At 69.0% G+C, this 12,789-nt stretch carries 8 protein-coding genes; all 8 read left to right on the forward strand.

The window, feature by feature from the left end:
• The first annotated feature begins 11 nt into the window (after positions 1-11).
• On the forward strand, positions 12-1,988 hold the full coding sequence (gene dnaA / locus ACFV5H_RS02745) for a chromosomal replication initiator protein DnaA (protein ID WP_385056274.1): 1,977 nt from the start codon (positions 12-14) through the stop codon (positions 1,986-1,988).
• Between the two features lie 920 nt (positions 1,989-2,908).
• Positions 2,909-4,039: a DNA polymerase III subunit beta gene (gene dnaN, locus ACFV5H_RS02750; protein ID WP_030857039.1), complete on the forward strand. Its 1,131-nt coding sequence runs from the start codon at positions 2,909-2,911 to the stop codon at positions 4,037-4,039.
• A 225-nt stretch (positions 4,040-4,264) separates the two neighbouring features.
• On the forward strand, positions 4,265-5,140 hold the full coding sequence (gene gnd / locus ACFV5H_RS02755) for a phosphogluconate dehydrogenase (NAD(+)-dependent, decarboxylating) (RefSeq protein WP_030857037.1): 876 nt from the start codon (positions 4,265-4,267) through the stop codon (positions 5,138-5,140).
• 74 nt (positions 5,141-5,214) lie between these two features.
• Entirely contained in the window at positions 5,215-6,336 is a 1,122-nt protein-coding gene (recF, locus tag ACFV5H_RS02760; protein ID WP_385056271.1) for a DNA replication/repair protein RecF, read from the forward strand.
• The gene (locus ACFV5H_RS02765) at positions 6,333-6,875 is read left to right on the forward strand and encodes a DUF721 domain-containing protein (RefSeq protein ID WP_385056269.1); all 543 of its coding nucleotides are present in this window, start codon (positions 6,333-6,335) and stop codon (positions 6,873-6,875) included. The genes recF and ACFV5H_RS02765 overlap by 4 nt, the downstream gene beginning before the upstream one ends.
• Positions 6,876-7,307: 432 nt before the next feature.
• On the forward strand, positions 7,308-9,368 hold the full coding sequence (gene gyrB / locus ACFV5H_RS02770; protein ID WP_385056266.1) for a DNA topoisomerase (ATP-hydrolyzing) subunit B: 2,061 nt from the start codon (positions 7,308-7,310) through the stop codon (positions 9,366-9,368).
• A 42-nt stretch (positions 9,369-9,410) separates the two neighbouring features.
• Complete coding sequence (gene gyrA / locus ACFV5H_RS02775) at positions 9,411-12,005, forward strand: DNA gyrase subunit A (protein ID WP_385056265.1); 2,595 nt, start codon at positions 9,411-9,413, stop codon at positions 12,003-12,005.
• Positions 12,006-12,023: 18 nt separating this feature from the next.
• Entirely contained in the window at positions 12,024-12,764 is a 741-nt protein-coding gene (locus ACFV5H_RS02780) for a DUF3566 domain-containing protein (protein WP_385056262.1), read from the forward strand.
• Positions 12,765-12,789: the final 25 nt, after the last annotated feature.

A 12,789-nucleotide genomic window follows, 5' to 3' on the forward strand; every position in this document is an offset into this window, starting at 1 on the left:
GAGCGTGCCCTGTGGCTGACGTACCTGCCGATCTTGCCGCAGTGTGGCCACGCGTACTGGAGCAGCTCCTCGGGGAGGGCCGCGGACAGGGGGTCGAGGGCAAGGACGAGCACTGGATCCGGCGCTGCCAGCCGCTGGCACTCGTCGCCGACACCGCGCTGCTCGCCGTACCCAACGAGTTCGCGAAGGGCGTGCTCGAGGGCCGCCTCGCCCCCGTCGTCAGCGAGAGCCTGAGCCGCGAGTGCGGGCGCCCGATCCGCATCGCGATCACCGTCGACGACACCGCCGGCGAGCCCTCTCCCCCGCCGGCGCCGCGCCTCCAGCCGCGTTACGAGGAGCCCGAGCTTCCGGCCGTCCGCCAGGAACGCCCCGAGCGCCCCGATCACCTGGAGCGGTCCGACCGGCCGGACCGGCAGGAGCGCGAGCCGTACGAGGGGTACGACGGCTACGAGGGATACGAGAGCTACGGCCGCCGCCGTACCGACCAGCAGCAGGGCCCCTCCGGTGACCAGCTGCCCACCGCCCGTCCCGCCTATCCGTCGGAGTACCAGCGCCCGGAGCCCGGCGCCTGGCCGCGGCCGGCGCAGGAGGAGTACGGCTGGCAGCAGCAGCGCCTCGGCTTCCCGGAGCGGGACCCGTACGCCACGCCCCCGCAGGACACCTACGGGTCCCAGGACTCGTACGGCTCGCAGGACGGCTACGGCGGCGGCCCGCCCGCGCAGGACTACCGTCCGCAGCCCATGGACCGGCCGTCCTACGACCAGCAGCGCTCCGACTACGACACATCACGAGGCGACTACGACCAGCGCGACGCCAGGCGCCGCGAGCTGCCCGATCCGCCCTCCGGATCCGGGCACGTCCACCGCGGCGGCCCGGTGGGTCCGAACCTGCCCACCACCGGCGCGCCCGGCCCGCTGGCGGCGCAGCCGGCACCGGCGGCCGGCCCCGGTGAGCCGACCGCGCGGCTGAACCCGAAGTACCTCTTCGACACGTTCGTCATCGGCGCGTCCAACCGCTTCGCGCACGCGGCCGCGGTCGCCGTCGCCGAAGCACCGGCGAAGGCCTACAACCCGCTGTTCATCTACGGGGAGTCCGGGCTCGGCAAGACCCACCTGCTGCACGCGATCGGCCACTACGCGCGGAGCCTGTACCCCGGCACGCGCGTGCGGTACGTGAGCTCGGAGGAGTTCACCAACGAGTTCATCAACTCCATCCGCGACGGCAAGGGCGACAGCTTCCGCAAGCGGTACCGCGAGATGGACATCCTGCTCGTCGACGACATCCAGTTCCTGGCGGACAAGGAGTCGACGCAGGAGGAGTTCTTCCACACCTTCAACACGCTCCACAACGCCAACAAGCAGATCGTGCTCTCCAGCGACCGGCCGCCCAAGCAGCTGGTCACCCTGGAGGACCGGCTGCGGAACCGTTTCGAGTGGGGCCTGATCACCGACGTCCAGCCGCCGGAGCTGGAGACCCGCATCGCGATCCTGCGCAAGAAGGCGGTGCAGGAGCAGCTCAACGCCCCGCCGGAGGTGCTGGAGTTCATCGCCTCCCGGATCTCGCGGAACATCCGTGAACTGGAGGGCGCGCTGATCCGGGTGACGGCGTTCGCCTCGCTCAACCGGCAGCCGGTGGACCTGGGCCTGACGGAGGTCGTCCTCAAGGACCTGATGCCCGGCGGTGACGACTCGACGCCGGAGATCACCTCGACGGCCATCATGGGCGCCACGGCCGACTACTTCGGCCTCACGGTCGAGGACCTGTGCGGCAGCTCCCGGGGCCGGCAGCTGGTGACGGCCCGCCAGATCGCCATGTACCTGTGCCGTGAGCTGACGGACCTGTCGCTGCCGAAGATCGGCGCGCTGTTCGGCGGCCGCGACCACACCACGGTGATGCACGCCGACCGGAAGATCCGCAATCTGATGGCCGAGCGGCGCTCCATCTACAACCAGGTCACCGAGCTCACCAACCGCATCAAGGCCGGCTGAGCGGCCCACAGGCCGGACGGACTTCGTCGAGGGCGCCCCTGGAGCGATCCGGGGGCGCCCTTTGCGTGTCCCGGAGCGATCCGGGGGCGCCCTTGTCGTGTCCCGGAGCGCCTCGCCTCCTCGTGGAGCACCTCGGCGCTGTTCGATTCCGGAGCCGGGTTACGGCCTTCCTCCACAGATTCGGTGACTTTTTCCCGTCCACATCCTGGGGACCGGGAAGTTGTCCCGATCTTGTCCACAGGGCAGCCTGCCGAGGAGCCATCGGTCCAGTTCAGCGGCATGTGGATACGTGGAAAAGCGATCTCCACAGGCTGTGGACAAACTGGAGGCTCACCACCTGTGCACCGAGTTGTCCACGGACAACCCACAGGCTGAAGGCGGTTGTCCCCAGTGATCGCCCGGTTCTCCACATGCCTGTCCACTGTTCGGCAACACAACGCACTCTCTCACCGTGGCGAGTGAAAGGCATCACACCGGACTGCCGAAGGGGCCTGTGGGAAAGAGCCTCAAACCTGGGGACGGAGCTGGGGAGAACTCGCCCCTCCCTGTGCACGGGATGTGCAGAACTTTCCGTTCTCCACAGAGAGGCCCAGTTGTCCACGGCCTCCACCCACAGGCCCCGTGGACAAAATCCCCAACCTGACCTGCGGAAACGAGGTTATCCACGGTATCCACAGGCCCTACTACTACTCCCAACTAGAGAGAGCGAGGAATTCGTTTCGAAGGGGGCCCTGTGCACAACTCGGTGTCTCGGCCCCGACTGCCACTCGTCACGACTTGACCCCGAGGGGCACCTACTGTCAGTGCGGTGCGTCAGACTGTTCCCGGTGTCCTTCCCCTCACCGGGGCCGACGACACCGAGTCAGACGACGAAAGCCAGGCAGGGCGAGAAGCGCCGGCAACAGCAGGAGGCGGCAACAGTGAAGATCCGGGTGGAACGCGACGTACTCGCGGAGGCAGTGGCCTGGGCGGCGCGCAGCCTCCCGGCCCGTCCGCCGGCCCCTGTCCTCGCCGGCCTGCTCCTGAAGGCCGAGGACGGCCAGCTGAGCCTGTCCAGCTTCGACTACGAGGTCTCCGCGCGGGTGTCGGTGGAGGCGGAGGTCGAGGAGGAGGGCACGGTCCTCGTCTCGGGCCGGCTGCTGGCCGACATCTCCCGCGCCCTCCCCAACCGGCCGGTGGAGATTTCCACAGACGGTGTACGGGCGACGGTGGTCTGCGGCTCCTCGCGGTTCACACTCCACACACTGCCTGTGGAGGAATACCCGGCCCTGCCGCAGATGCCGAACGCGACGGGCACGGTCCCCGGCGAGGTCTTCGCCTCCGCCGTGCAGCAGGTCGCCATCGCGGCCGGCCGTGACGACACGCTGCCCGTCCTCACCGGTGTGCGCATCGAGATCGAGGGCGACACCGTCACGCTGGCCTCCACCGACCGCTACCGCTTCGCGGTCCGCGAGTTCCTGTGGAAGCCGGAGAACCCGGAGGTCTCCGCGGTCGCCCTGGTGCCCGCCAAGACGCTCCAGGACACCGCCAAGGCGCTGACCAGCGGTGACCAGGTGATCCTGGCGCTGTCCGGCTCGGGTGCGGGCGAGGGCCTGATCGGTTTCGAGGGGGCCGGCCGCCGTACCACCACGCGCCTGCTGGAGGGCGACCTCCCGAAGTACCGCACGCTGTTCCCGACCGAGTTCAACAGCGTCGCAGTGATCGAGACCGCCCCCTTCGTGGAGGCCGTCAAGCGCGTGGCCCTGGTCGCCGAGCGCAACACCCCGGTGCGGCTGAGCTTCGAGCAGGGCGTGCTCATCCTGGAGGCCGGTTCCAGCGACGACGCACAGGCTGTGGAAAGGGTCGACGCCCAGCTGGAGGGCGACGACATCTCGATCGCCTTCAACCCGACGTTCCTGCTGGACGGCCTGAGCGCCATCGACTCCCCGGTGGCCCAGCTGTCCTTCACCACGTCCACCAAGCCGGCGCTGCTCAGCGGCCGTCCGGCGGTGGACGCGGAGGCGGACGACGCCTACAAGTACCTGATCATGCCGGTGCGGCTCAGCGGCTGAGGTGCGCCCGCCGCAGCGGCTGCCGGGGGCGTGGGGGTCGTCCCCCCACAAGACCGCAGTATGCCGGTGCGGCTCAGCGGCTGACCGTCGTCCCGAGCAAAGCCGCAGGTGAGGGCTGCGTATGAGCGCGTATGCCCACAGATGTGCGCGGGCGTCCGGGTTTAGGCTCGGACGCCGGCACGTACGTGCCGTCACGCCACGTCGCATACCTAAGGATCACAACTGATGGAGCTCGGTCTCGTCGGCCTCGGCAAGATGGGCGGCAACATGCGCGAGCGGATTCGCCGCGCGGGTCACACCGTCCTCGGATACGACCGCAACCCGGACCTCGCCGATGTCCACAGCCTGCGGGAGCTTGTGGACAAGCTCAGCGGCCCCCGTGTGGTGTGGGTGATGGTTCCGGCGGGCGGGCCGACCCAGTCCACGATCGACGAGCTCGCCGAGCTGCTCGAGCCGGGTGACGTCGTCGTGGACGGCGGCAACTCCCGTTGGACGGACGACGAGAAGCACGCCGAGGAGCTGGCGGCCAAGGGCATCGGCTTCGTCGACTGCGGCGTCTCGGGCGGCGTCTGGGGCCTGGAGAACGGCTACGCGCTGATGTACGGCGGCGACAAGGAGAACGTCGCCAAGGTGCAGCCGGTGTTCGACGCCCTCAAGCCGGAGGGCGACTTCGGCTCGGTGCACGCGGGCAAGGTCGGCGCGGGCCACTTCGCGAAGATGGTCCACAACGGCATCGAGTACGCCATGATGCAGGCCTACGCCGAGGGCTGGGAGCTCCTTGAGAAGGTCGACTCGGTGACCGACGTCCGGGAGGTGTTCCGCTCCTGGCAGGAGGGCACCGTCATCCGTTCCTGGCTGCTCGACCTCGCGGTGAACGCCCTGGACGAGGACGAGCACCTGGACGGGCTCCGGGGTTTTGCACAGGACTCCGGTGAGGGACGCTGGACTGTGGAGGCCGCCATCGACAACGCGGTCCCGCTGCCGGCGATCACCGCCTCGCTGTTCGCGCGGTTCGCCTCCCGTCAGGAGGACTCGCCGCAGATGAAGATGATCGCGGCGCTGCGGAACCAGTTCGGCGGCCACGCGGTCGAGAAGAAGTAGTCCACAGGGCACGTCCCATACCCACAGGACCGTTTCCGCGGTCCGCAACGCCGGGGGAGGTCGGCGGAACGACCATGCACGTCACGCATCTGTCGCTGGCCGACTTCCGGTCCTATCCCCGGGTCGAGGTCCCGCTCGACCCGGGGGTGACGGCCTTCGTCGGGCCCAACGGGCAGGGCAAGACGAACCTGGTCGAGGCGGTCGGCTACCTCGCCACCCTCGGCAGTCACCGGGTCTCCTCCGACGCCCCGCTGGTCCGCATGGGCGCCGACCGCGCGATCGTCCGGGCCCAGGTCCGGCAGGGCGAGCGGCAGCAGCTCGTCGAGCTGGAGCTGAACCCGGGCCGCGCCAACCGCGCCCGCATCAACAGGTCCTCGCAGGTCAGGCCCCGGGACGTGCTGGGGATCGTACGGACCGTGCTGTTCGCGCCCGAGGACCTCGCCCTGATCAAGGGCGACCCCGGTGAGCGGCGCCGGTTCCTGGACGAGCTGATCACCGCGCGCTCCCCGCGCATGGCCGGTGTCCGCTCCGACTACGACCGGGTACTCAAGCAGCGCAACACCCTGCTGAAGTCGGCCGCGCTGGCGCGCCGGCACGGCGGTCGCACCCTGGACCTGTCCACGCTCGACGTCTGGGACCAGCACCTCGCGCGTGCGGGCGCCGAGCTCCTGGCGCAGCGGCTGGACCTGATCGCCACGCTCCAGCCGCTGGCCGACAAGGCGTACGAGCAGCTCGCGCCCGGCGGCGGACCGGTCGCCCTGGAGTACAAGCCGTCCGCGCCCGGCGAGGCCCATACGCGCGAGGACCTTTTCGAGCAGCTGACGGCCGCGCTCGCCGAGGCCCGCAAGCAGGAGATCGAGCGGGGCGTCACCCTGGTCGGTCCGCACCGCGACGACCTGCTGCTCAAGCTGGGTCAGTTGCCCGCCAAGGGCTACGCCTCCCACGGCGAGTCCTGGTCGTACGCGCTGGCGCTCCGTCTGGCCTCCTACGACCTGCTGCGCGCGGAGGGCAACGAGCCGGTGCTGGTGCTCGACGACGTCTTCGCCGAGCTGGACGCGCGGCGGCGCGAGCGGCTGGCCGAGCTGGTGGCGCCCGGCGAGCAGGTCCTGGTGACCGCGGCGGTCGACGACGACGTGCCCCATGTGCTGGCGGGTGCGCGGTTCGCCGTGTCCGAGGGGACGGTGGAGCGCGTATGACCGACCAGGGCACGCCCGGAAACGGTGCCGGGAAGGCCCCCGAGCCGTCCGGTGTCGACCTCGCGCGCGTGGCGTTGCGCGCGGCCAAGGAGGCGGCACGCGCGCGTGGGGACGCGGCGCAGCAGAAGAAGCAGGCGCGGCGCGGCGGCCTGCGTTCCGGCGCGCGCGCCGACCGGCGCGACCCGATGGCGCTCGGCCCGGCGATCAACCGGCTGCTCAGCGAGCGCGGCTGGGAGGCCCCGGCCGCGGTGGGCGGGGTGATGGGGCGCTGGCCCGAGATCGTCGGCGAGGACGTGGCCAAGCACTGCGAGCCGGAGCGGTACGACGAGGACGAGCGGGTGCTGGTCGTGCGCTGCGACTCCACGGCGTGGGCGACGAATCTGCGGCTGCTCGCGCCGACCTTGGTCGCGCGTCTGAACGAGGACCTCGGGCACGGCACCGTGCGGCTGATCAAGGTTGTCGGCCCCGGCGGTCCCGCCCGTCGCTTCGGGCCCCTGCGCGCTCCCGGAAGCACGGGTCCGGGGGACACGTACGGGTGACCGGGCGCCCGTTTCGGGCTCTTCAGCCCCACGTGATGGACATCACAACACGGGTCTCAACAGCGCTGTCCGGCCGCCGGTGCCCGTTTCGTCGCGGCACCGCACACGGTTGCGAATCGCCACCTGACTCCTAAGTAGCCAAGGGTTGACGGCCCGAAGCGCTGGGTGCCCTCGTGGGGCTCCTGGATCCCCCATCCGCATATCGGGAGTCGGACGAGACCGGTTGAGGGCGGCACATGCGGACTCAGGTGCCCGCAAACCCCCATCGATGTCAGTGCTACCGGTAGAATGGAAGACAATCCCGCCCCGAACGTGGGGACCGCCCGGGAAAAGCTGAGCAACGCTGATCAAGGCTTACCAACGCAACATGCCGCAGCCGCTCCGGCAACCTGCCGACGAGCCCGGCTCGTGCTGTGCCAGAAAGGGCGCTTCGTGGCCGATTCCGGCAACCCCAACGAGAACATCCCGTCCACCGACACCGGCGTGAACAGCGCGGCGACCACCTCGGGCAACGAGGTCACCGCCTCGTACGACGCCAGTGCGATCACCGTCCTCGAGGGTCTGGACGCGGTCCGCAAGCGACCCGGTATGTACATCGGTTCCACCGGTGAGCGAGGACTGCACCACCTGGTGCAGGAAGTCGTCGACAACTCCGTCGACGAGGCGCTGGCCGGTCACGCCGACACGATCGACGTGACGATCCTCGCCGACGGCGGCGTCAGGGTCGTCGACAACGGCCGTGGCATCCCGGTGGACATCCACCCCGTCGAGAAGAAGCCGGCCGTCGAGGTCGTGCTGACGGTGCTGCACGCGGGCGGCAAGTTCGGCGGCGGCGGCTACGCGGTCTCCGGTGGTCTGCACGGTGTCGGTGTCTCCGTCGTGAACGCCCTGTCGTCCAGGGTGTCCGTCGACATCAAGCGCGACGGCTACCGCTGGACACAGGACTACAAGCTGGGCGTCCCGACCGCGCCGCTCGCCAAGCACGAGGCGGTGGAGGACTCCGGCACGACGGTCACCTTCTGGGCCGACCCGGACGTCTTCGAGACCACCGAGTACTCCTTCGAGACGCTCTCCCGGCGCTTCCAGGAGATGGCGTTCCTCAACAAGGGCCTGCGGATCAACCTCACCGACGAGCGTGAGTCGGCGAAGGCCACCGCCGGTGCGGACGAGGCGGGCGAGGACGAGAAGCACGAGGTCAAGGCCGTCTCGTACCACTACGAGGGCGGCATCCTCGACTTCGTGAAGTACCTCAACTCCCGCAAGGGGGACGTGGTGCACCCCACCGTGATCGACCTGGAGGCCGAGGACAAGGACAGGCACCTGTCCCTCGAGGTCGCCATGCAGTGGAACGGCGGCTACACGGAGGGCGTGTACTCCTTCGCCAACATCATCCACACCCACGAGGGCGGTACGCACGAAGAGGGCTTCCGCGCGGCGCTCACCTCGCTCATCAACAAGTACGCGCGGGACAAGAAGCTGCTGCGCGAGAAGGACGACAACCTCACGGGTGACGACATCCGCGAGGGTCTGACCGCGATCATCTCGGTCAAGCTGAGCGAGCCGCAGTTCGAGGGCCAGACCAAGACCAAGCTGGGCAACACCGAGGTGAAGACCTTCGTCCAGAAGGTCGTCTACGAGCACCTCAACGACTGGCTGGACCGCAACCCCAACGAGGCCGCGGACATCATCCGCAAGGGCATCGCGGCGGCCACCGCGCGCGTGGCGGCCCGCAAGGCGCGCGACCTGACCCGCCGCAAGGGCCTGCTGGAGTCGGCGTCGCTGCCGGGCAAGCTGTCCGACTGCCAGTCGAACGACCCCACCAAGTGCGAGATCTTCATCGTCGAGGGTGACTCCGCCGGCGGTTCGGCCAAGTCCGGCCGCAACCCGCAGTACCAGGCGATCCTCCCGATCCGCGGCAAGATCCTCAACGTCGAGAAGGCGCGCATCGACCGGATCCTGCAGAACCAGGAGATCCAGGCGATGATCTCCGCGTTCGGCACCGGTGTGCACGAGGACTTCGACATCGAGAAGCTCCGCTATCACAAGATCATTCTGATGGCGGACGCCGACGTCGACGGCCAGCACATCAACACCCTGCTGCTGACCTTCCTGTTCCGCTTCATGCGGCCGCTGGTCGAGGCCGGACACGTGTACCTGTCCCGTCCGCCGCTCTACAAGATCAAGTGGGGCCGGGACGACTTCGAGTACGCCTACTCCGACCGCGAGCGCGACGCGCTGATCGAGATGGGCCGCAACGCCGGCAAGCGCATCCGCGAGGACTCCGTCCAGCGCTTCAAGGGTCTCGGCGAGATGAACGCCGAGGAACTGCGCGTCACCACGATGGACCAGGAGCACCGGGTCCTCGGCCAGGTCACCCTGGACGACGCCGCCCAGGCCGACGACCTGTTCTCGGTCCTCATGGGCGAGGACGTCGAAGCCCGCCGCGCGTTCATCCAGCGCAACGCCAAGGACGTCCGCTTCCTCGACATCTGAGTCGGTCTCAGCTGACCGCACCAGGAAGGACCTTCACCAGCAATGACCGACGAGAACACTCCTGTGACGACACCCGAGGGTGACGCCCTGGCGATGCGTGTCGAGCCCGTCGGGCTCGAGACGGAGATGCAGCGCTCCTACCTCGACTACGCGATGTCCGTCATCGTCTCGCGTGCGCTGCCGGACGTCCGTGACGGCCTCAAGCCCGTGCACCGCCGCGTGCTGTACGCCATGTACGACGGCGGCTACCGTCCCGAGCGCGGCTTCTACAAGTGCGCCCGCGTTGTCGGCGACGTCATGGGCAACTACCACCCCCACGGTGACTCCTCGATCTACGACGCGCTGGTCCGCCTCGCGCAGCCGTGGTCGATGCGGATGCCGCTCGTGGACTCCAACGGCAACTTCGGCTCGCCGGGCAACGACCCGGCGGCGGCCATGCGCTACACCGAGTGCAAGATGGCGCCGCTGTCGATGGAGATGGTCCGTGACATCGACGAGGAGACCGTCGACCTCACGGACAACTACGACGGCCGCTCCCAGGAGCCGACCGTCCTGCCTGCCCGCTTCCCGAACCTGCTGATCAACGGCTCGGCCGGTATCGCGGTCGGCATGGCGACCAACATCCCGCCGCACAACCTGCGCGAGGTCGCGGCCGGCGCCCAGTGGTACCTGGAGAACCCCGAGGCATCCCACGAGGAGCTGCTGGACGCGCTGATCGAGCGCATCAAGGGCCCCGACTTCCCGACCGGCGCCCTGGTGGTCGGCCGCAAGGGCATCGAGGAGGCGTACCGCACGGGCCGCGGCTCGATCACCATGCGCGCGGTGGTCGAGGTGGAGGAGATCCAGAACCGCCAGTGCCTGGTGGTCACGGAGCTGCCCTACCAGACCAACCCCGACAACCTCGCGCAGAAGATCGCCGACCTGGTGAAGGACGGCAAGATCGGCGGCATCGCCGACGTCCGCGACGAGACGTCGTCCCGGACCGGCCAGCGCCTGGTCATCGTGCTGAAGCGGGACGCGGTCGCCAAGGTCGTCCTGAACAACCTCTACAAGCACACCGACCTGCAGTCGAACTTCGGCGCCAACATGCTGGCGCTGGTCGACGGGGTGCCGCGCACGCTCTCCCTGGACGCGTTCATCCGGCACTGGGTGAACCACCAGATCGAGGTCATCGTCCGCCGTACGCGCTTCCGGCTGCGCAAGGCCGAGGAGCGGGCGCACATCCTGCGCGGCCTGCTGAAGGCCCTGGACGCCATCGACGAGGTCATCGCGCTGATCCGGCGCAGTGACACCGTGGAGATCGCGCGCGGGGGCCTGATGGACCTCCTGGAGATCGACGACATCCAGGCCAACGCCATCCTCGAGATGCAGCTGCGCCGGCTGGCCGCCCTGGAGCGCCAGAAGATCGTCCAGGAGCACGACGAACTCCAGGCGAAGATCAACGAGTACAACGAGATCCTCGCCTCCCCGGTCCGCCAGCGCGGCATCGTCAGCCAGGAGCTGGCCGCGATCGTCGAGAAGTACGGCGACGACCGCAAGACGAAGTTGATCCCCTACGAGGGCGACATGTCCATCGAGGACCTGATCGCCGAGGAGGACATCGTCGTCACGGTCACGCGCGGCGGCTACATCAAGCGCACCAAGACCGACGACTACCGGGCCCAGAAGCGCGGCGGCAAGGGGGTGCGCGGCGCGAAGCTCAAGGAAGACGACATCGTCAACCACTTCTTCGTGTCCACCACCCACCACTGGCTGCTGTTCTTCACCAACAAGGGCCGGGTCTACCGGGTGAAGGCCTACGAGCTGCCCGACGCCGGCCGGGACGCGCGCGGGCAGCACGTGGCGAACCTGCTGGCCTTCCAGCCGGACGAGACGATCGCCCAGATCCGTGCGATCCGCGACTACGAGGCGGTGCCCTACCTGGTCCTGGCCACCAAGGCGGGCCTGGTGAAGAAGACGCCGCTGAAGGACTACGACTCCCCGCGTGCGGGCGGTGTGATCGCGATCAACCTGCGGGAGCAGGAGGACGGTTCCGACGACGAGCTGATCGGCGCCGAACTCGTCTCGGCCGACGACGATCTGCTGCTGATCAGCAAGAAGGCGCAGTCGATCAGGTTCACGGCGACCGATGACACGCTCCGTCCCATGGGCCGTGCGACCTCGGGCGTCAAGGGCATGAGTTTCCGCGAGGGGGACGAGCTGCTCTCGATGAATGTTGTTCGACCCGGTACGTTCGTGTTCACTGCCACAGACGGCGGGTACGCGAAGCGGACCGCCGTCGACGAGTACCGCGTCCAGGGTCGCGGCGGCCTCGGCATCAAGGCTGCCAAGATTGTCGAGGACCGCGGCACCCTCGTCGGCGCGCTGGTGGTCGAGGAGACCGACGAGATCCTCGCCATCACGCTGTCGGGCGGTGTGATTCGTACGCGAGTCAACGAGATCAGGGAAACCGGCCGTGACACCATGGGCGTCCAACTGATCAATCTGGGCAAGCGCGATGCCGTGGTCGGCATCGCCCGTAATGCCGAGGCCGGACGCGAGGCGGAGGAAGTCGACGGCGACGTGGCCGTGGACGAGACCACCGACGGGGAAGCGACCACCAGTACGGACGAGGGTGAGGCGCCCTCGGCCGAGTAGCACGAGGAGTGAGTCAGCGTGAGCGGAGCCACGGGCGCCGGACCGGCCGGTACCAGCAGGGGAACGGACGGCGGCGGCCGTGGCTCCGCCGCGCGGGCGGCGGATCCGCACACGACCAATCTCAAAGCGATCAAGCCGCCCGTCAAGGACGCCTCCTCGTCCGACAGGCAGGGATCCCAGGGGGGAACCGTGACGGACACCCGAGGCCCGCAGCAGGCCGCGCCCGGTCAGGGCGCCGCCGCTCAGACGGCCTCACCACTGCCGGGGGAACGGCAGTCGCAGCAGCAGGCGGGCCCGTACCACCCGCCGCAGGCCTACCCGGCCGGTACGGCGGCCGGTCAGACCGGCGCGGTACGACGTCCCCGCACGGGAGCGCGTACCACCCCGCGCGTGCGCAAGGCACGGCTGCGGGTGTCGAAGGCCGACCCGTGGTCGGTGATGAAGGTCAGCTTCCTGCTCTCCATCGCGCTCGGCATCTGCACGATCGTCGCGTCCGCGGTGCTGTGGATGGTCATGGACGCCATGGGCGTGTTCTCGACGGTCGGCAGCACGATCTCCGAGGCGACCGGCTCCAACGAGTCGAACGGCTTCGACCTCCAGTCGTTCCTGTCGCTGCCCAACGTCCTGATGTTCACGACGATCATCGCGGTCATCGACGTCGTCCTGGCGACGGCGCTGGCGACGCTCGGCGCGTTCATCTACAACCTCTCCGCGGGTTTTGTGGGCGGTGTCGAGCTGACGCTGGCCGAGGACGAGTGAGCTGTTCACAGCGGTCTCCCCGCCC

It is taken from the genome of Streptomyces sp. NPDC059787, from assembly GCF_042732315.1.
Classification (GTDB): Bacteria; Actinomycetota; Actinomycetes; order Streptomycetales; family Streptomycetaceae; genus Streptomyces; species Streptomyces atrovirens.

Bases quoted from the DNA above. Each gene is read 5' to 3' on its own strand.
- ACFV5H_RS02765 (WP_385056269.1), top strand. From the start codon at position 6,333: ATGACCGACCAGGGCACGCCCGGAAACGGTGCCGGGAAGGCCCCCGAG.
- gyrA (WP_385056265.1), top strand. From the start codon at position 9,411: ATGACCGACGAGAACACTCCTGTGACGACACCCGAGGGTGACGCCCTG.
- recF (WP_385056271.1), top strand. From the start codon at position 5,215: ATGCACGTCACGCATCTGTCGCTGGCCGACTTCCGGTCCTATCCCCGG.
- gnd (WP_030857037.1), top strand. From the start codon at position 4,265: ATGGAGCTCGGTCTCGTCGGCCTCGGCAAGATGGGCGGCAACATGCGC.